At 44.1% G+C, this 20,337-nt stretch carries 20 protein-coding genes; 12 read left to right on the top strand and 8 right to left on the bottom strand.

Annotated features, from left to right (window positions below):
* Positions 1-107 precede the first annotated feature (107 nt).
* The 8 genes from HFA01_RS12885 to HFA01_RS12850 all read left to right on the top strand — a co-directional run bounded on the left by HFA01_RS12885 (position 108) and on the right by HFA01_RS12850 (position 8,428).
* A complete protein-coding gene (locus HFA01_RS12885) occupies positions 108-1,136 on the top strand; it encodes a sugar-binding transcriptional regulator (RefSeq protein WP_146816845.1) in 1,029 nt (342 codons plus the stop codon).
* 38 nt (positions 1,137-1,174) lie between these two features.
* Positions 1,175-2,182: a type I glyceraldehyde-3-phosphate dehydrogenase gene (gene gap, locus HFA01_RS12880; RefSeq protein ID WP_146816843.1), complete on the top strand. Its 1,008-nt coding sequence runs from the start codon at positions 1,175-1,177 to the stop codon at positions 2,180-2,182.
* 179 nt (positions 2,183-2,361) lie between these two features.
* Positions 2,362-3,543 (top strand): phosphoglycerate kinase, encoded by a 1,182-nt coding sequence (locus HFA01_RS12875; protein ID WP_146816841.1) that lies wholly within the window; start codon positions 2,362-2,364, stop codon positions 3,541-3,543.
* A gap of 19 nt (positions 3,544-3,562) precedes the next feature.
* Positions 3,563-4,324 carry a triose-phosphate isomerase gene (tpiA, locus tag HFA01_RS12870; protein ID WP_146816838.1) on the top strand — a complete coding sequence of 254 codons (762 nt, stop codon included), beginning with the start codon at positions 3,563-3,565 and terminating at the stop codon, positions 4,322-4,324.
* Entirely contained in the window at positions 4,317-5,855 is a 1,539-nt protein-coding gene (gene gpmI, locus HFA01_RS12865; RefSeq protein ID WP_146816836.1) for a 2,3-bisphosphoglycerate-independent phosphoglycerate mutase, read from the top strand. The genes tpiA and gpmI overlap by 8 nt, the downstream gene beginning before the upstream one ends.
* A gap of 13 nt (positions 5,856-5,868) precedes the next feature.
* The gene (eno, locus tag HFA01_RS12860) at positions 5,869-7,155 is read left to right on the top strand and encodes a phosphopyruvate hydratase (RefSeq protein WP_146816834.1); all 1,287 of its coding nucleotides are present in this window, start codon (positions 5,869-5,871) and stop codon (positions 7,153-7,155) included.
* Between the two features lie 90 nt (positions 7,156-7,245).
* A complete protein-coding gene (locus HFA01_RS12855; RefSeq protein WP_146816832.1) occupies positions 7,246-7,827 on the top strand; it encodes a YdcF family protein in 582 nt (193 codons plus the stop codon).
* Positions 7,828-7,837: 10 nt separating this feature from the next.
* Complete coding sequence (locus HFA01_RS12850; RefSeq protein ID WP_146816830.1) at positions 7,838-8,428, top strand: nitroreductase family protein; 591 nt, start codon at positions 7,838-7,840, stop codon at positions 8,426-8,428.
* A gap of 8 nt (positions 8,429-8,436) precedes the next feature.
* On the opposite strand, the gene ytzI is transcribed toward HFA01_RS12850, so the two are convergent.
* The 6 genes from ytzI to HFA01_RS12820 form a co-directional block, all read right to left on the bottom strand.
* The gene (gene ytzI / locus HFA01_RS12845; protein ID WP_146816828.1) at positions 8,437-8,598 is read right to left on the bottom strand and encodes a YtzI protein; all 162 of its coding nucleotides are present in this window, start codon (positions 8,596-8,598) and stop codon (positions 8,437-8,439) included.
* Between the two features lie 81 nt (positions 8,599-8,679).
* Complete coding sequence (ptsP, locus tag HFA01_RS12840; protein WP_146816826.1) at positions 8,680-10,398, bottom strand: phosphoenolpyruvate--protein phosphotransferase; 1,719 nt, start codon at positions 10,396-10,398, stop codon at positions 8,680-8,682.
* Positions 10,399-10,402: 4 nt separating this feature from the next.
* Positions 10,403-10,669, bottom strand: a complete 267-nt coding sequence (locus HFA01_RS12835) for a phosphocarrier protein HPr (protein ID WP_035506024.1) — start codon at positions 10,667-10,669, stop codon at positions 10,403-10,405.
* A gap of 56 nt (positions 10,670-10,725) precedes the next feature.
* Entirely contained in the window at positions 10,726-12,600 is a 1,875-nt protein-coding gene (locus HFA01_RS12830; protein ID WP_146816824.1) for a PTS fructose transporter subunit IIABC, read from the bottom strand.
* 15 nt (positions 12,601-12,615) lie between these two features.
* Positions 12,616-13,530 (bottom strand): 1-phosphofructokinase, encoded by a 915-nt coding sequence (gene pfkB, locus HFA01_RS12825; RefSeq protein ID WP_146816822.1) that lies wholly within the window; start codon positions 13,528-13,530, stop codon positions 12,616-12,618.
* Positions 13,527-14,276 (bottom strand): DeoR/GlpR family DNA-binding transcription regulator, encoded by a 750-nt coding sequence (locus HFA01_RS12820; protein ID WP_146816820.1) that lies wholly within the window; start codon positions 14,274-14,276, stop codon positions 13,527-13,529. Before HFA01_RS12820 ends, pfkB begins: the two co-directional genes overlap by 4 nt.
* 329 nt (positions 14,277-14,605) lie before the next feature.
* On the opposite strand from HFA01_RS12820, the gene secG reads away from it, so the two are divergent.
* The 3 genes from secG to rnr all read left to right on the top strand — a co-directional run bounded on the left by secG (position 14,606) and on the right by rnr (position 18,217).
* A complete protein-coding gene (secG, locus tag HFA01_RS12815; RefSeq protein WP_146816818.1) occupies positions 14,606-14,839 on the top strand; it encodes a preprotein translocase subunit SecG in 234 nt (77 codons plus the stop codon).
* Between the two features lie 305 nt (positions 14,840-15,144).
* Positions 15,145-15,888 carry an alpha/beta hydrolase gene (locus HFA01_RS12810; RefSeq protein WP_146816816.1) on the top strand — a complete coding sequence of 248 codons (744 nt, stop codon included), beginning with the start codon at positions 15,145-15,147 and terminating at the stop codon, positions 15,886-15,888.
* A gap of 40 nt (positions 15,889-15,928) precedes the next feature.
* On the top strand, positions 15,929-18,217 hold the full coding sequence (gene rnr, locus HFA01_RS12805; RefSeq protein WP_146816814.1) for a ribonuclease R: 2,289 nt from the start codon (positions 15,929-15,931) through the stop codon (positions 18,215-18,217).
* A 43-nt stretch (positions 18,218-18,260) separates the two neighbouring features.
* On the opposite strand, the gene HFA01_RS12800 is transcribed toward rnr, so the two are convergent.
* Together HFA01_RS12800 and HFA01_RS12795 are read right to left on the bottom strand one after the other, a co-directional pair.
* Positions 18,261-18,680 (bottom strand): Thoeris anti-defense Tad2 family protein, encoded by a 420-nt coding sequence (locus HFA01_RS12800; RefSeq protein ID WP_146816812.1) that lies wholly within the window; start codon positions 18,678-18,680, stop codon positions 18,261-18,263.
* Positions 18,681-18,774: 94 nt separating this feature from the next.
* Positions 18,775-19,641: a GNAT family N-acetyltransferase gene (locus HFA01_RS12795; RefSeq protein ID WP_146816810.1), complete on the bottom strand. Its 867-nt coding sequence runs from the start codon at positions 19,639-19,641 to the stop codon at positions 18,775-18,777.
* 157 nt (positions 19,642-19,798) lie between these two features.
* Here HFA01_RS12795 and smpB point away from each other — a divergent pair, with 157 nt between their 5' ends.
* A complete protein-coding gene (gene smpB, locus HFA01_RS12790; RefSeq protein ID WP_089651385.1) occupies positions 19,799-20,263 on the top strand; it encodes an SsrA-binding protein SmpB in 465 nt (154 codons plus the stop codon).
* Positions 20,264-20,337 lie beyond the last annotated feature (74 nt).

Genomic DNA, 20,337 nt, shown 5'->3' with positions numbered 1-20,337 from the left:
ATATAAAATTGAAATAAGATATTTTTTTGCTCCGAGCGGGACATAATATGACTAGCTGGGACGTAATACATCCCGGTTGGTACCATTTCAAAGAAGGGGCTTTTTCCATGAGAGCGTTCATCGACTTACAAAAAAAATTATTCCCGGATGTCCTGGACGTTATACAGCGCCGTTATCAGCTGTTGTACTACATCCAGATCATGCAGCCTGTGGGCCGAAGAGCGTTAGCTGAAAGTGTTGAGCTGGCTGAACGTACGGTCCGAAGCGAAGTGGACTTTCTGAATAAACAAGGTGCTGTAGAAATTACTTCAAGAGGCATGCACTTAAGTTATGAAGGGCAGAACATTCTTGAGCAGTTAGCTGAGTTTATTAAAGAGGTCTCTGGGATTAAGGTTTTAGAACAACAATTAAAGGATAAATTAAATTTAGACTATGTCGTTGTTGTTCCTGGTGATAGTGATGAGCTTAATTGGGTAAAACAAGAGATGGGAAAAGCATGTGTCCAGTATTTGAAAGAACATATGTCGCCTGACCAGGTGATAGCCATTACAGGCGGAACAACCATGGCATCCGTCGCACAAGTAATGACGCCGCTGTCTGGAGCTGATCAGTGCTTATACGTCCCTGCACGTGGAGGCTTAGGAGAAAGAGTTGAAAACCAGGCCAACACGATCTGTGCGGAAATGGCGAAAAAAGCGAGGGGGGACTATCGTCTTTTGTATGTACCCGATCCTCTCAGTGAGGAATCCTATCAGACGATAAAAGAAGAACCTTCGATCAAAGAAGTGTTAGACATCATCCGTAACGCTGAAATCGTCATCCACGGAGTCGGCGATGCGCTCACGATGGCAGAACGGAGAAAGACTTCCCCTGAACAGTTGGAATTAATCAGAAAGCATAACGCGGTAGGCGAAGCTTTTGGTTATTATTTTAATGTGGAGGGTGAGATCGTTCACAAAGTTCGTACGGTCGGTTTACAATTAGAAGATCTGAAACGTGCCAAACACGTGATCGCTGTTGCTGGAGGCCGTTCGAAAGCACAAGCCATTTCATCTTATTTCCAACCGGGCCAGAGTAATGTCCTGATCACTGATGAAGGTGCAGCCCAAGAGTTAATAAGGGATTTATCCCTTTAAATAAATATGATTTCAATCATCCTAAGGAGGAATTTTGCATGACAGTAAGAATTGGTATTAACGGATTTGGACGTATTGGACGTAATGTTTTCCGTGCTGCTCTAAACAACAATGATGTTGAGGTAGTAGCGGTTAACGACTTGACAGATGCAAACATGCTTGCACACTTGCTTCAATACGATACGGTACACGGTAAGCTTGAGCAGGAAGTAACAACAAACGGTGACAATCTGATTGTCGGCGGAAACGAAATTAAAGTACTTTCTGAAAAAGATCCAGCTCAACTTGGTTGGGGAGATCTTGGCGTAGATATCGTTATCGAATCTACAGGTCGTTTCACTCAGCGTGACGATGCGAAGAAACACTTGGATGCAGGTGCTAAAAAAGTTGTTATCTCTGCTCCAGCGAAGCAAGAAGACCTTACAGTCGTTATGGGTGTAAACGAAGACCAGTACGACAAAGATTCTCACCACGTCATCTCAAACGCTTCATGTACGACGAACTGCTTGGCTCCATACGCTAAAGTTCTTGATGAGAAGTTCGGTCTTAAGCGCGGTATGATGACAACTGTTCACTCTTACACGAACGACCAGCAGATCCTTGATCTTCCACACAAAGATTACCGTCGTGCGCGTGCAGCTGCTGAGAACATCATCCCGACAACTACAGGTGCTGCACAAGCCGTTGCAAAAGTTCTTCCACACCTTGATGGCAAGCTTAGCGGTATGGCTATGCGTGTACCAACATCCAACGTTTCCATCGTAGACTTGGTTGCTGAGCTTGATAAAGATGTAACTGCTGAAGAAGTGAACGAAGCTCTTCGCGCAGAAGCTGAAGGTAACCTTAAAGGAATCCTTGGCTACAGTGACGAGCCACTTGTTTCTACGGACTACAATGGCAACACTCACTCTTCCATCATTGATGGTCTATCTACACTAATCCTTGAAAACAACATGGTTAAAATCGTTTCTTGGTATGACAACGAAACTGGTTACTCCAACCGTTGTGTAGACTTGGCTGTATACCTTAAAAACCAAGGCTTGTAATATCTGAGCCGTTTTAGAAAATACTATGAAAAAGCTGGAAAGGAGGAGGTCTCAGGTCCTCCTCCTTTATCCATGTTTTTTCGCATCCTGCTTAACGGCGTTTCTGCACAATGAAACTGTGGAAACGTACATAAGGGCAGGCGATGAACCTGACCACAAACCAAGGAGGTTGTCATTCTATGAATAAGAAAACAATCCGCGACGTTGAAGTGAGCGGGAAAACCGTCTTTTGCCGTGTTGACTTCAACGTACCGATGAGCGAGGGAGAGGTCACAGACGATACTCGAATCAAAGCTGCCCTCCCTACAATCAAGCACCTGACTGGAAACGGTGCGAAAGTCATTCTTGCCAGTCACCTTGGACGTCCAAAAGGGGAAGTTGTCGAAGATCTTCGTCTTGATCCTGTAGCCAAGCGTCTGAGCGATGTTCTTGGAAAAACCGTTACAAAAACGGATGAAGTACACGGAGCTGAAGTGAACAAAGCCATTTCTGAAATGGAAAACGGTGATGTTCTTCTGATCGAAAACGTACGCTTCCATCCTGGTGAAGAGAAGAATGATGCGGAATTAGCCAAGGCTTTTGCAGACATGGCTGACCTCTACGTAAACGATGCATTCGGTGCTGCTCACCGTGCCCATGCTTCTACAGCAGGTGTTGCAGAGCATATCCCAGCCGTTGCTGGTTTCCTGATGGAGAAAGAAATCAATGTTCTAGGTAAGGCTCTGTCTAACCCTGAGCGTCCATTCACAGCCATCATTGGTGGTGCGAAAGTGAAAGATAAGATCGGTGTTATTGATAACTTGATTGATAAAGTCGATAACTTGATTATCGGTGGAGGTCTTGCTTACACATTTGTAAAAGCACTAGGGCATGAAATCGGTAAGTCACTTCTTGAAGAAGATAAAATTGATCTAGCTAAAGAATATATGAAGAAAGCAGAAGAGAAAGGCGTCAACTTCCTTATGCCTGAAGATGTCGTTGTGGCTGATGATTTCTCTGATTCTGCGAACAAGGAAGAAGTCGGAATCGACAGCATCCCGGCCGACTGGGAAGCGCTGGATATCGGTCCGAAGACACGAGAAAAATATGCAAGCGTCATTAAAGATTCTAAATTAGTCATTTGGAACGGACCAATGGGCGTTTTTGAAATCGAATCTTTTGCTAACGGTACAAAAGCTGTAGCTAATGCTCTCTCTGAAACAGATGGCTACACAGTCATCGGTGGAGGCGACTCTGCAGCAGCCGTTGAAAAATTCGGATACGCAAATGACATGGACCACGTCTCTACTGGTGGCGGTGCTTCCTTGGAATTTATGGAAGGTAAAGATCTTCCTGGTGTATCCTTGTTGAACGATAAATAAAAAGGAGAGGTGAAACCATATGCGTAAAAAAGTAATCGCAGGTAACTGGAAAATGAATAAGAACCACCGTGAAGCGGAAGATTTTATTCAAACGGCTAAAAACGAGGTTCCTTCCTCTGAGCAGGTAGAATCAGTTGTATGTGCTCCATTTCCTTTTCTACAAAAACTTGTAGAGGAAACAGAAGGCACAAGCCTTAAAATCGGTGCTCAAAACATGCACTTTGAAGAAAGTGGTGCGTTTACTGGTGAAGTAAGCCCGGTGATGCTTAAAGAACTTGGTGTTTCTTACGTCGTACTTGGCCACTCCGAGCGTCGTGAAATCTTCAAGGAAACAGATGAAGAGGTTAACAAAAAAGTTCATGCTGCATTCAATCACGGCTTAACGCCAATCATTTGTGTAGGGGAATCTCTAGAACAGCGTGAAGCAAATGAAACAATGGACGTTGTTGAGACACAAGTGAAAAAAGCATTGGACGGTCTGACAAATGATCAATGTGCAGAAACAATCATTGCTTATGAGCCAATCTGGGCGATTGGTACAGGTCGTACAGCGACATCTGAACAAGCGAATGAAGTTTGTACACACATCCGTAAAGTCGTCAGTGATTATGTAAGTGCAGATGCAGCAGAAGCTGTACGCATCCAATACGGCGGCAGCGTGAAGCCTGCAAACGTTGATGAACTACTATCCCAGTCCGACATTGATGGTGCTCTAGTAGGAGGAGCCAGCCTTGAAGCTGATTCTTTCCTAAAACTAGTGGAGGCAGGTAAGAATGAGTAACAAAAACCTGGCTGCCTTAATCATCCTTGATGGCTATGCTCTTCGTGATGAAGAGAAAGGGAATGCTGTCAAACAAGCGAACACACCAAACTTTGATCGTTTCTGGAACCAATTTCCGCATTCTCAATTAACGGCATGCGGGGAAGCAGTCGGACTGCCAGAAGGTCAAATGGGGAACTCTGAAGTTGGACACTTGAACATCGGCGCAGGCCGCGTCGTCTATCAAAGTCTGACAAGAATTAACCTTTCCATTCGTGAAGGGGACTTCTTTGAGAATGAAGTGCTGCTGAACGCGGTTCGTGAAGCGAAAACAAAAGATAAAGCTCTTCATATTTTCGGCCTGTTATCTGATGGTGGGATCCATAGTCATATCGACCATATGATCGCTACATTGAAGCTGGCGAAAGAAGAAGGGCTCGAGAAAGTTTTCATCCATGCATTCCTAGATGGCCGTGATGTAGGTCAGAAATCGGCTAAGACTTATATCAAACAGACACAAGAAGCCATTGAAGAAGTGGGCGTTGGTCAAATCGCTACCCTTTCAGGGCGTTACTACGCGATGGACCGTGATAATCGCTGGGAGCGTGTCAAGAAAGCTTATGATGCCATTGCTTATGGTGAGGGTCCAACGTACAAGGATCCAATCAAAGCAATCGACGATTCTTATGAGCAGGAAGTGTACGATGAATTTGTTGAGCCTGTTGTTCTAACAGATGAGGACAACAACCCGATCGCAAAAGTGGAAGATAAAGACAGTATCATTTTCTTCAATTTCCGTCCAGACCGCGCCATTCAGCTTTCTCGTACATTTGCAAATGACGATTTTGATGGTTATGATCGTGGTGAAAACGCTCCGAAAAACCTTCACTTTGTAGGTATGACACAATACAGCGACCAGGTCAGAAGTAAGATTGCCTTCCCTCCGAATGACTTGAAAAATACAGTCGGGGAAGTTCTAGCTGACAATGACATGAAGCAGTTGCGTATCGCTGAAACAGAAAAGTATCCACACGTGACGTTTTTCATGAGCGGCGGCCGCGAAAAAGAATTCGAAGGGGAAGAGCGCATCCTCATCGATTCTCCGAAAGTAGCGACGTATGATCAGAAACCAGAAATGAGTGCTTATGAAGTCACAGATGCTCTTCTTGAAGCACTGGATGCTGAAAAGCACAACGCCATCATTCTAAACTTTGCCAATCCTGATATGGTTGGACACTCAGGGATGCTTGAGCCGACCATTAAAGCGATTGAAGCAGTGGATGAATGCTTAGGCAAGATCGTAGATAAGATCCACGAAAAAGGTGGACATGCGATCATTACGGCTGACCATGGGAACTCTGATGAGGTGACGACCTTGGATGGAGACGCTATGACAGCTCATACAACAAACCCTGTGCCCGTCATTGTGACGAAGGATGGGGCGGAACTCCGTAATGGAGGAATTCTTGGTGATCTTTCACCAACATTGTTGGAACTCTTGAACGTTGAACAACCTGAAGAAATGACAGGAAAATCATTAATTAAAAAATAAGGGAGAGATATTCATGCCTTACATTACTGACGTATATGCACGTGAAGTCCTTGACTCTCGTGGTAACCCAACTGTTGAAGTAGAAGTTTATACAGAATCCGGAGCTTTCGGTACAGCCCTTGTTCCAAGTGGTGCTTCCACTGGTGAATACGAAGCGGTAGAACTTCGTGATGGTGACAAAGAACGTTACCTTGGCAAAGGCGTACAAAACGCTGTTGATAACGTAAACGAAAAGATTGCTCCAAACCTTCTTGGTATGGACGTAACACAGCAAGTAATCATCGACCAAATGATGAGAGAGCTTGATGGTACAGAAAACAAAGGTAACCTTGGTGCGAACGCAATCCTTGGTGTATCCATGGCTGTTGCTCACGCAGCTGCCGACGTTGTAGGTCTTCCACTTTACAAATATCTTGGAGGATTCACAGCTGCTACGCTTCCAACACCAATGATGAACATTGTAAACGGTGGAGAGCACGCAGATAACAATGTAGATATCCAGGAATTCATGATCATGCCTGTTGGCGCGCCGACATTCAAAGAAGCGCTCCGCATGGGTGCTGAGATTTTCCACGCTCTTAAGAAAGTACTTGGCGGCAAAGGCTACAATACGGCTGTAGGTGACGAAGGCGGATTCGCTCCGGACCTTGGTTCAAACGAAGAAGCTCTATCTACAATCATCGAAGCGATCGAAGCGGCTGGTTACAAGCCAGGCGAAGAAGTACAGCTTGCGATGGACGTTGCCTCTTCTGAGATTTATGAAGATGGCAAGTACAACCTGAAAGGTGAAGGTGTTGTACGTACATCTGAAGAAATGGTTGATTGGTATGAAGAGCTTGTGAATAAGTATCCAATCGTTTCCATTGAAGATGGTCTTGATGAAAACGACTGGGAAGGTACGAAACTTCTTACAGACCGTATCGGAGACCGTGTACAACTTGTCGGTGACGACTTGTTCGTAACAAACACGGAGAAGCTAAGCCGTGCGATTGAAGAAGGCGTTGGCAACTCCATCCTAATCAAAGTGAACCAAATCGGTACACTTACTGAAACATTCGAAGCAATCGAAATGGCGAAGCGTGCTGGGTACACAGCTGTCATCTCTCACCGTTCTGGTGAAACAGAAGACGCGACAATTGCAGACATCGCTGTTGCGACAAATTCGGGTCAAATCAAAACAGGTGCTCCATCCCGTACCGACCGCGTAGCGAAGTACAACCAGCTTCTTCGTATTGAAGACCAGCTGCTTGGCACTGCAACATATGCAGGTAAGAAAGCATTCTACAACTTGAATAAATAAGTTTTAAAATGAGCCTCTCTGATGATTCAGAGAGGCTTTTTTCTATGATATGATGGAACATATATTCAGGGAGTAGGAGAACCAGAAGATATGAAAAGATTCATTCAGATCATTTTATTCTTGATGATAGGTTATGCATTATACACGGGGTATTCCGTGTGGACCTATGGCGATGAAAAAGTATCGGAAGCCGATGCAGCGATCGTCCTCGGGGCTGCACAGTGGAATGGAAAGCCAAGCCCTGTCTTTGAGGGGCGTCTTAAGCAGGGGATTGAATTATATAAAAAAGGACATGTCGAATATTTGATCCTCACGGGTGGTAAAAGTGAGAAGGCTGCTTCCTCTGAAGCAGAAGTAGGGAAAGACTATGCGATGGCGCATGGAGTGAAAGAAGAAGATATTCTGTTTGAGGATCGATCGCTAATCACAGAGGATAACTTGAGTAATGCAAAAGAAGTCAGTTATGAAAAAGGCATTCGTTCTTTTCTTATTGTGAGCGATCAATTTCACTTGAAAAGAGCTGTGGCTATGGCCGAGCATCTGAATATGAAGGTCGAAGGTGTACCGACTCAGTATTCGGCATATAAAAGCATGGAAACGAAAGTGCCGTTTTTTCTGCGGGAATGGGGCTATTGGATGGGGCAGCCTGTGGCAAAGCTGATCATGTTGTGAGGTGTACGAGATGGAGCTGTTGGAAGCGATAAAAGGCCGTCGCTCGATTCATGAGTATAAAGAGGAAAAAGTGGATAAGGAAGTATTGGAACGCATTTTTAATAAAGCTTCATGGGCGCCTAACCATAGGATGAAAGAACCGTGGCAGATCCGTCTATATCAGGATAAGGGAAAAGCGGCGTATGCCGAAGCAGTCATGGAAAGTTATCGAAGGCAAGGGTTCTTTGATGGGTATGACGTAAACAAAACCCTTCGACTGGAGCAAGGCATTCGTGATTTTTTGTTGAATATTCCTCACCATGCTTTGATCTATATGGAAAGAGACGAGGATATTCGTAAATTTGAAGAAGATTATGCCGCTGTTTGTGCCTATATCCAAAATGTTCAGCTTCTAGCGTGGGAAGCGGGAGTGGGTGTTCTTTGGACGACGAGTCCTTATTTACACGATGTACAATTTTCTGAAGCTATAGAACTCGATAGCCGACGGTACAAGTTGGTTTCTGTGTTGCAGATGGGCTACCCAAAACGGATCCCGAAGCCAAAGGTACGTACACCTATCCAACAGAAACTTGACCTATGTGATGGAAATGAAAAAAGCTGACGCTATTTTTAAGCGTCAGCTTTTTTGTGTTCATCTTTATGACGTTTGTCGTCTGGTAATGGGTCAACGGTGTGTTTGTAATCGTAGCCTTTAGAGACAGCCATGCCGAACATGGCGGCAATCCCCAAAACAATCGCGATACATACGATCATGATCACAGTAAATGTCATGGAAACACATCTCTTTCTCGTCTAAAACTAGCCGGTAATAGACCGGCACAAACCTATTGTCCCACACTCATCGAGCAAATACTACTTGGATTGTGTTTTTTCTTTGACAAAAGCAACAACTTCTTCAGCTGTACCCATAGAAAGGATTTCTTCTTTATAAGAAGTCCATTCCTTTCTAGATAGATCCCTGATCTGCGTACGGGCAGGAAGGATGGATGTTGCACTCATGCTGAATTCATCCAACCCAAGTCCAAGTAGAAGCGGGATGGCAATTTCATCTCCTGCCATTTCACCGCACATACCAGCCCATTTGCCTTCTGCATGTGCTGCTTCAATGACATTGTTGACGAGGTTAAGAATCGCCGGGTTGTAAGGTTGATACAAGTAGGACACGCGCTCGTTCATACGGTCAGCGGCCATTGTATATTGAATCAGGTCATTAGTACCGATACTGAAGAAATCGACTTCTTTAGCGAACTGACGGGCAATGACTGCTGTTGCAGGAATTTCAACCATCATTCCGACTTCGATATCCTCTGAAACATCATGACCTTCTTCCTTAAGGTTCGCACGCTCTTCGTCGAGAATCGCTTTCGCTTGACGGAATTCTTCCAGCGTTGCAATCATCGGGAACATGATTTTTAAGTTGCCGTTGACGCTGGCACGCAGCAATGCACGAAGCTGGACACGGAAAATATCATCGCGCTCCAGGCAAAGGCGGATCGCACGATAGCCAAGGAATGGGTTCATTTCTTCAGGAAGATCCAAGTAGTCAAGCTCCTTGTCTCCACCGATGTCCAGTGTACGTACAACGACAGGTTTGTCTCCCATTTGCTTCAACACAGAAGAGTAAGCATCAAACTGCTCTTCCTCTGTAGGAAGCTGGCTTTTGCCCATATAAAGGAATTCTGTACGGTAAAGGCCTACGCCTTCGCCGCCGTTGTTCAGAACGCCTTCTACGTCATCAGGAGTTCCGATATTCGCTACAAGCTCTACGTGGTCGCCTTCAGAAGTGACAGTCGCTTCATCTTTAAGCTTCGCCCACTCTTGTTTTTGTTTCTCGAAGTCATCCTGCTTTTGCTTGTATTCAGCAACTTGATCTTCACTCGGATCAATGATGACATCACCATTGATTCCATCAACGATGATCATGGTATCCTTCCCAGCCTGGGAAGTGATATTTTTTGTTCCTACAACGGCAGGAATCTCAAGAGAACGAGCCATGATGGCAGAGTGAGATGTACGGCCACCGATATCTGTCGTAAAGCCTTTTACATATTGTTTGTTCAATTGAGCGGTATCCGAAGGTGTCAAATCGTCCGCAACGATGACAACTTCTTCATTAATAAGTGCAGGATCCGGGAATGTCACACCAAGAAGGTGAGCCATTACTCGTTTGGTTACGTCCTGGATATCTGCCGCACGTTCACGCATGTATTCATTATCCATGCCTTTGAACATGTCGATGAACATGTTTGCCGTCTCAGAAAGAGCGGCTTCTGCGTTCACGTTTTCGCTCTTGATCTTATCTTCGATCGGTTGAATCAATTCTGGATCGCTCAAGACCAATAGGTGGGCAGAAAAGATTTCTGCGTGCTCATCACCTAAGGATTTTCTTGTATGTTCTTTAATTTTTTCAAGCTCTGATTTTGATGTTTCCAGAGCCTCATGTAGACGTTTGACTTCTTGTTCCGGCTGCTCAATATCTTTCTTATCGAAAGAAAGGTCCGGAGCTTCCAAACGGTAAACCTTAGCAATGGCAATACCGCTGGAAGCTGCAATACCTTGAAGCTGTGTCATGCTGTTATTCCCCCAAGCCTTCGTTCTTCATAGTTGTTTCCAAATGGTCGATCGCTTCTTGTTCGTCACTGCCTTCTGCTGTGATTTTAACTTCAGCATCTGCAGGGATTCCAAGACTCATGATTCCCATGATGGACTTAAGATTTACGGATTTTTCTTTGTAATGTAGGTTAATATCAGACTCGTACTTTCCTGCATTTTGTACAAGTACTGTTGCTGGGCGAGCGTGAACACCGTCGGACGATGTAATTTTAAAAGTTTTCTCTACCATTATAATTCCTCCTTAAAAACTTGCTATTGTTTATGGATTACCCTAACTTTATTATTTTAAGCCTTTTGCAGGTCTTTTTTCAAGAATCCTACAACAATTGCTGAAAGAATTGCACCGGCAATGATTGCCACTAGATAAAGGACAATTTGCATGAATCCACCTTCTACGAGCGGTGCAACGATAATACCGCCGTGCGGGGCGCGTAGACCGATACCGAATAACATCGTCAGCATACCCGTAAGAGCACTACCTGCGACCATAGAAGGGATGACGCGGGCCGGGTCTGCTGCGGCGAATGGAATGGCTCCTTCTGTGATGAAGAAAGCTCCAAGAGGATAAGCGGCCTTCCCTGTTTCGCGCTCTTGTTTCGTGAATTTATTTTTGAAAATCGTCGTGGCTAAGCCCATTGCGAGAGGGGGGACCATGCCGCCAGCCATTGCAGCTGCTATAAATGTATAGTTCCCTGCATCAAGAGCTGCAATTCCGAATGTGTAGGCAGCCTTGTTTACAGGACCACCCATATCAACAGCCATCATGCCACCGACAATCAATCCAAGCAAAGCTAAGTTGGACCCACTCATACTTTCTAAGAAACCGAATAGAGCTGTGTAAACACTAGTCAACGCAGGGTTGATTAACAGCATGATCATTCCTGTTCCGAAAATCGCAAGAACCGGATAAAAAAGGACCGTTTTCATTCCGTCAAGAATCGCTGGTAAACCTTCTAACCATTTTTTAATTAGGAGCGTTAAATAACCTGCTAAGAAACCGGCAATTAAACCGCCCAAGAAACCAGAACCATTACCCGCACCTTCAACTGTTTGAGTAATAGCGATAAAACCACCGATCATACCAGGCGCAAAACCAGGACGATCAGCGATACTCATCGCAATAAAACCGGCCAATACAGGGACGAGTAAGAAGAAGGCAGCATCTCCGCCAATGGTACTTAACATTTGGGCAAACTGGTTATCTGACTCGATACCGAAGAAAAAGGAAATGGCAATTAAAATCCCTCCACCGACAACGAATGGAAGCATGTTAGAAACACCATTCATCAAGTGTTTATAGACACCTTTCCGCTGGCCTTTTTCGTCAGAAGTATCTTTGGTGCTTCCGCCACCTTGATAGACAGGAGCATCTTTGTTTACCGCTTTGTTGATCAATGCTTTTGGTTCGTGAATCGCTTTTGCGACTGGAACTTCAATAACAGGCTTGCCATGGAATGATTCCATATCGACTTTCGTATCAGCTGCAACGATAATAGCGTCCGCTTCTGCGATATCTTCATGGGTCAGTCTGTTTTTGATACCGCCAGATCCATTGGTTTGCACTTTGATGTTCACGCCCATTTCCTTTGCGGTAGCCTTCAATTTATCAGCGGCCATAAAGGTGTGAGCAATACCTGTTGGACATGCAGTAACCGCAAGGATCTTACCTGTTTTTTGATCATCCGTTTCTTCTTCATCATCTTCTTCCGCTTCTTTAGCATTAATTGCTTCAATCACGTCAGCTTCTGTCTTTGCTTGTTCCAATTGCTGACGGAATTTGTTATCCATTAAGAAGGAAGAAAGGCGGGACAGTGTTTCTAAGTGAGTGTTGTTAGCGCCTTCAGAAGCTGCAATCATGAAAAATAGGTTTGTCGGCTGTCCGTCCAGGGATTCATAATCTAATCCATCCTGCGATCGTCCGAAAGCGATGGCAGGATCCTTTACAGCAGAGGTTTTTGCGTGCGGGATAGCGATTCCTTCGCCAATTCCTGTGGTACTTTGTTGTTCACGTGCCTCAATGGCCTGCTTAAAATCAACGCGATCATTCAGCTTACCGGCACGATCCAATTGACCAACAAGCTCATCAATCGCCTCTGGTTTGGAAGAGGCAGACATGTTCAGTACAATCGTTTCTTTCGTCAGTAAATCTGTAATTTTCATGGTGATTCACTCCCCTTAGTTTATATTGGAAACGTGGATGTCAGACAGTAATCGTTCTACATCCTCTTTTTGACAAAGATCATCCTGAAAAGCAGTGGCACTTCCTGAAGCCACACCATAACGGAAAGCTTGTAGGATCGTCTCCTCTTTTTCCAGTGCGGCCAGGAAACCGGATACGACAGAATCTCCTGCTCCAACAGAATTTCTTACATGACCTTTAGGTACATTGGCGAACATTTCATGGTTTCGGCCTACATAAACAGCACCTTCTCCGCCCATAGACACAATCACGTGCTCAACGCCTTGTTCAACCAACTTTCGGCCGTACTCAGCTGCCTTTTCTTTTGAATCAATGTCAACGTCGAAAAGCTCACCTAATTCATGATGGTTCGGCTTCAATAAGAAGAGTGGGTGACCAAGCAATTGTTCCAGTGCTTTCCCGGAAGTATCAGCAACGACTTTCGCTCCACTTGCAGCGCAGATCGAAGCCATGGTTATATAAAAATCGGAAGGCAGAGAAGAGGGAAGACTACCAGCAAGAACAAGAGTGTCTTTATTGGAGAGATCCCTCACCTGGCTTAAGAGCTCTTCTTGTAGACCCTCTGTTATTTCAGCTCCGGGGCCGTTGATTTCTGTTTCCTTGTTACTTTTCAGCTTCACATTCACCCTTGTCGTTTGTGATGTCTGAATAAAAGCATGCTCAATGTCTTCTTGATCGAGAAACTGTTGAACAAAGGTGCCGGTAAAACCGCCGATATACCCGAGCGCTTTTGTTTTGACACCAAGGCGGTTCATAACACGGGAAACGTTGATGCCTTTCCCACCAGGGTAATAAAAGGTTTCATTTGCCCGGTTCAACGTACCTGCTTCAAATGCTTCGACGTTCATGATGTAGTCGATGGAAGGGTTTAACGTACACGTGTAAATCATGTTGTCACAACCTTTATATTCGTTTTCTTACGATATTCTTCTATGGATGCACCATTATAATCCGTGATGATTTCTGCTTCTGATAAATCAGAGAACTTCATGAAAGCGACCTTCTCAAACTTGGAATGATCGGCAAGCACATAACGATTCTTTGATAAATGTAACGTCATCTGTTTAATCGCCGCTTCTTCGGGATCGGGAGTGGTGTACCCGTCCTTGAGGGTGACTCCATTTGCTCCCATGAAACACTGGTCGAAGCGGTATTGTTGCAGGTTTTGGATCGCACCGGCGCCGACGACGGCGCCGGTCTGGTGTTTGACAAGACCACCAAGGACGTAGGTTTTGATCTGATGGGTGTTTAAGGCATCCAAGTGACTCAAACCATTCGTAACGACAATGATGTTCTTCTCTTTAAGGAAAGGAATCATCTCATAAGTGGTCGAACCAGCATCAATGAATATACAGTCTCCCTCTTGAACGAGTGAGGCTGCGAATTGAGCAATCGCCTGCTTCTCGCTATGGAACTTTGTAACTTTTTCCCCCATGGTCGGCTCTTCACTAGCGGAGCTTCTTAATGACGCCCCTCCATGAACACGTCTCAGGAGTCCTTGTTCCTCCATTTGGTCTAAATCACGGCGGATGGTCGATTCTGATGCCCCCGTTACTTCAACTAGACGTTTGATTTTAGATGTATGATCGTTTTTGACTGTTTTTAATATAAGTTGTTGGCGTTCTGGTGTAAGCATATTCCTACACTCCTTGCTTGTGATCTATACTTATAATAAAAGAAAACCCTTACAAAAATCAACCACAAACTTTCAAAAGTGCTCAAAAACAATCAAAAATGTTCATAGAAGCTTAAAATGAAGGATGAACCCTCTCGTTATTGAGTGAGAATATTCACCATTCAACCATTAGGTATGGTCCGTATAAAGACCGACATTTACTGTCATAATCCATTTCCACTCGCGAAGGTACAACCTTTGTCAGAATACAGAATAAGCTTGCTGATGAAAGGCTTTTATGCTACATTTAAACTAGTTATCTGTACGTTTTTAGGAGGTGTGGGCACATCATGGAAACACTTGCAATTACTTTACTAACCATTAACACGATTGCAATGATCGTCCTTGTACTATTGCAATCCGGAAAGAGTGCCGGTCTTTCAGGAGCGATTTCTGGCGGAGCGGAACAACTATTTGGGAAGCAGAAAGCACGGGGAATTGACGCAGTGTTGCACAAAGCAACGGTAGTAACAGGCGTTCTTTTCTTTGTATTAGCTTTCTTAACTGCATATATCATCGGTTAATCAAAAAACTGCGCTTCATAAACGAAGCGTAGTTTTTTTATGCTCACTTTTACCCCACAGGATGAAGTCCGAAAATGCTCGCCGAGCTACCCCGGAAAGCGAGTCATTCCCCGCAGCCCCATCCACTCAAAAACCATATTGAAACTGAGTTTCCCACAAACCTGCCAGTTTAATTGAATAACGGGGAAAAAGCTGATTCAGGTTCAAAATGTGCCAGGGGAACTTAATTTTGGTAAAATAGAATACATTGCCCTTTAGAATGAAATCTTAAAAACAGGACATAGATGAAGTAAGGAGAGAATGACATGAAAATTAAACAACCTCAGCCATTTACGTTTGAGGAAGGAGAACGTGCGGTATTATTACTACATGGTTTTACTGGTCACTCTGCCGATGTGCGGATGCTTGGCCGGTTTTTACAAAAGCACGGCTATACCACACATGCACCTATTTATGAAGGGCATGGAAAAGAGCTTGAAGCATTGATCGACGCGAGACCCGGGGACTGGTGGGCGGATGTTCAGGGCGCCTTGAACCACTTGCGTGAACTCGGATATGAGAAAATTGCTGTCGCAGGGTTGTCCCTTGGAGGCGTACTTGGCTTGAAGCTTGCATATTCGGAGCCAATAAAAGGAATCATTACGATGTGTTCTCCGATGTTTTTTGATAACGAGAAACAATTGACCCAAGGGTTTGAGTTCAAAGCGAGACAGTATAAACAATTGGAAGGAAAAGATAAAGAAACGATTGATCGCGAGGTACAGGAACTCCTTAATGAATCAGAGGAGATGTTCAAGCAATTGGGCGGGTTTATTACGGAAGTTCATGATGAAGTCGATCAAATCTACACGCCTACCTTTGTTGTTCAAGCAGAAAAGGATGAAATGATTAACACAGAAAGTGCAAACTATATTTATGAGCAAGTAGAAGCTGATCAAAAAGATATTAAATGGTACAAAAACTCTGGTCATGTGATCACGATGGATAAGGAAAAAGAGCAGCTGCACGAAGACATCCTCGCTTTCCTTGAGTCTCTGGACTGGTCATAATGCCGGAGTCTTGTCCTTCATTTATAAGGAGGTAAGACAATTGAGTATAGAGTTAAAACAGCAAATTTTAGACTTTTTCAAAGAAACAGCATCAAAACCACTATCTGTACAAGAGCTTGAAGAGACATTGGAACTTGGAAGTTCTGATGAATTCAAGGACCTCATGAAGGCACTGAATGAGCTTGAGGAAGAGGGGGAGCTTGTGCGGACGCGCAAAAACCGCTTTGGTCTTCCGGAGAAAATGAACTTGATTCGTGGGCGTATTCAGATGCATGCGAAAGGTTTCGCTTTTCTGATCCCGGATGAAGAGGATAAGGATGATGTGTACATTCATCACTCCGACCTTCATTCAGCTATGAATAATGATAAAGTCCTCGTTCGTATAGAGAAACGGAAAGAGGACGGGACGCGGCCGGAAGGTACGGTTATCCGTATTTTAGAAAGAGCGACGACACGCGTGGTAGGAACGTATGAATCCAGCCGTAATTTCGGGTTTGTTATTGCTGATGATAAGCGGATTCCAAATGATATCTTTATCCCTAAGAGTCAGAATAACGGAGCGATTGATGGACATAAAGTCATCGTGAATATTACGAAATTCCCTGAAGACCGAATGAGTGCTGAAGGGGAGATCGTAGAAATCCTAGGTCATAAAAATGATCCGGGCATCGATATCATCTCCATCATTTATAAACACGGCATTAAAGTGGACTTTCCAGAGGAAGTATTGCAGCAAGCGGCGGACACACCGGATGAAATCCACCCGGACGAAATCAAGAACCGCCGCGATCTGCGTGATGAAATGATCGTAACGATCGATGGGGCAGACGCTAAGGACCTTGATGATGCCGTCATGGTCAAAAAGCTGGATAACGGAAACTATAAGCTTGGCGTTTCCATTGCAGACGTCACTTATTATGTGAAAGAAGGTTCTCCCATTGATCAGGAAGCAAGAGAACGTGCAACGAGTGTGTACTTAGTGGATCGTGTTATTCCGATGATTCCGCACCGTTTATCTAACGGGATCTGTTCCTTGAATCCGCAAGTCGATCGTCTGACGTTGACTTGTGAAATGGAAATCAACAGCCACGGCGAAGTCGTGAACCATGAAATCTTCCAAAGTGTCATTAAGACCAATGAACGAATGACTTATAAAGATGTGAACAGCATTCTACAGGACGAAGATCCTGAATTGATTAAAAGATATGAAGAGCTTGTGCCCATGTTTAGAGATATGGAGAAGCTTGCGAGTATCTTAAGAGGAAAAAGGATGGGGCGCGGCGCCATTGATTTTGACTTTAAAGAAGCTGGCGTTGTCGTTGACGAAGAAGGTAAAGCAGTCGACGTCCGCTTGCGTGAGCGTTCTGTCGCAGAACGTTTGATTGAAGAATTTATGTTGGCTGCGAACGAAACGGTAGCCGAGCATTTCCACTGGATGGATGTTCCGTTCATTCACCGTATTCACCAGGATCCGGATGAAGATAAGCTTCAGAACTTTTTTGAGTTTGTGGCCAATATGGGATATTCGGTCAAAGGAACAGCTGATAATGTTCACCCGCAGGCTTTGCAGAAGGTGTTAGAAGAAGTAAAGGGCACACAGGAGGATATGATCATTTCAAAGCTGATGTTGCGTTCCATGCAGCAGGCGAAGTATGATCCACAAGGTCTTGGTCACTTCGGACTTGCAACGGATTTCTACACGCACTTCACGTCTCCGATCCGCCGATATCCGGACTTGATCGTCCACCGTCTCATCCGAACTTATTTGGTTGAAGAAAAGCTGGATTATAAGACAAGGAAGCATTGGAAAGATCAAATGCCGGAAATCGCCCGCCATTCTTCCGAAATGGAGCGAGCTGCGGTTGATGCCGAGCGGGAAACCGATGATTTGAAAAAGGCAGAATTCATGCAGGATAAAATCGGAGAAGAATACGAAGGTGTCATCAGTTCGGTGACCAGTTTCGGGATGTTCGTTGAACTTCCAAACACGGTGGAAGGACTGGTTCACGTAAGTACATTAACCGATGATTATTATCATTACCATGAAAAGCAGTATGCAATGATTGGTGAACGTACGGGGAATGTTTACCGAATCGGTGATGAAGTAACCATCAAGGTAACAAACGTCAATATTGAAGAGCGAGTCGTCGATTTTGAAATTGATGGGATGAAACCGAGGAAAGAACGGAAACGTCCAGAGCGTCCGAAACAGATCAAATCCAAAGGTCCGGATCGGAAAAAAGACAAAAAGAAAAACAAACAAAAAGGCAACAAACCTTTTTACAGAAACAAAGGCGTTCCTAAAAAAGGGACCAAAAAGAAAAAATAAGAAAAAACGCGCGAAGGATTTCGCGCGTTTTTTTAGTGATGTTTTAAGCACTAATTGTATTTTGAACAGTGGCTACATCCTGCTCATTCAAATAGCGTGCGGAATTGGCAAGATCCAGATTTACAAAACGGGACCACTGGGACAATTCATCTGCTTGCACGAGGTGGTTATTTTTGATACTCCCCTCATTTTCAGAGCAAATGTGGTAAGAAACGAATAGCTTCCCTTGCATCAATTCCCGGTCGTGGGAAACAGACACGATCGTCCACTGATCTTTAGTGGTCTGTTCCCAATCAGAAGCGAGAGCATCCTCTGTCGTTAAGGAATAAAAAGTAGGCTCATTATGATCAAAGAAAACGATCTTTCCTTTTTCATCTTTTACAATATATCCAGAACTCTTCCATGTATGACGTTCCAAAGCATGACCTTCATCTAACAGCTGTACGGCTTGCATAAAGTTCATAGTCTTTAATCCTTTCTTGCGTTAAAATTTTTCCTTTAGAGGATTCTAAATACTATGAAGGAGCTTGTCAACATATGCAGGAGATTTCTTATAATTATGCCTTTTTCCAAGTGCCGTAAAGGATCCATGGTTCCTGGACATCATAGGCGGTCAATTCAGGAATGTTCTTAAATCCTTGGTCGGAAAAATCAATCCAGCAACCCACATTATCCGGGTTGTTATTCCAATGATGGAGAATGGTTTCAAACAAACCAGGCTGATCATAATGATCGTTCCAAAAGTATTTGACATGGGAATAATCATATTTTTTTGTATCATTTTTTATCATGACGAATCTTCTTTGATGGGGACTTTCAAAAAAGGAACACTCCTGTAGATAATCGTCCGTGAATAGAGCCTCATCAAAAGGGAAGGGATAGTAGCATTCATAGGGGAAGGTTCCTAAGTCGTTTTCTTTCAAACCGGTCAGCAAATCGCGCTTCCTTTTCAAACTATGGACAGGCTTCCATACAGGACCTGGTGTGTGTCCTGTTAACAAATCAGGGCGCTTTAAAGTTAGGTAGTGGATGATTGTCCCTTGCTGAATCCCGAGCTTTTCAAGGACACGTCTTGCAGGTAAATTTCCAAGGTGTGTGTTTGCGCCGATCCATCTTACTCGCTGGTCTTTTTTCAGCTGATCAACGACAGGCTTGAGCAGTTCGGTGGCGTTTCCTTTCATATGAAAGCGTCGGTCACTTCGTAATCGGCCGAGCATAGCGAATTTGTTCTGTCCAAATAAGCTGTACCCACCCACAGCCATCATCTGTCCATTTTGAAAAAGCCCGAAAAGCTCATGACTGTCAGAAGTGACCAGCCGTTCAAAAATCCGCACCACATAGTCGTCTTCAATCCCTGTATCCATTTTTTTGAGGGCGGGGTAGTCCGCAATCGTTAATGATTTTACATTCATGACTTGTTCCATACGTACGATCTCCTTTATCAAGCATGTGCAACTTTATATTCTCACACGCTGACAGAAAAAGTCTATTCAGACAAATCCGTTTTCATCCATTTGATATCAATTGGAAATGGCTATGAGTTTTGGTACAATGAAGGGACGCAACAGAGGAGGAAAAGGTATGCCAAGAGGACATGGAAAAACGTTAGCTCAAAATAAAAAAGCCCGTCACGATTTTGCCATAGAAGAAACGTTTGAAGCAGGAATCGTTTTACAGGGAACAGAAATCAAATCGATCCGTAATGGACGTTTGAACTTGAAAGACAGCTTTGCCCGCATCAATAAAGGGGAAGTGTATTTACACAACATGCACATTTCTCCATATGAGCAGGGGAATATTTATAACCATGAACCGACAAGAGCACGTAAGCTGTTGCTGCACCGAAAAGAAATCAACCAGCTGATCGGTCAAACCCAACAGAAAGGTTATTCTTTAGTACCATTGAAAGTGTATATTAAAAATGGTGTGGCTAAAGTGCTTGTTGGAGTTGGGCGAGGCAAGAAGAAATATGATAAGCGAGAAGATCTGAAGCGTAAACAGCAGAAGCGTGAGATCGACCGTGCGATCAAGGATAGCCTTCGCTAATGCTTACCCCTTGAAAAATATTATATTTCTGCTATAATAATATTTGTCGTCAACGCGACATGGATGAACAGCTT

It is taken from the genome of Halobacillus faecis (assembly GCF_007991335.1).
GTDB classification, from domain to species: Bacteria; Bacillota; Bacilli; order Bacillales; family Halobacillaceae; genus Halobacillus; species Halobacillus faecis.
This window is presented reverse-complemented; position numbering and strand designations above follow the sequence as displayed.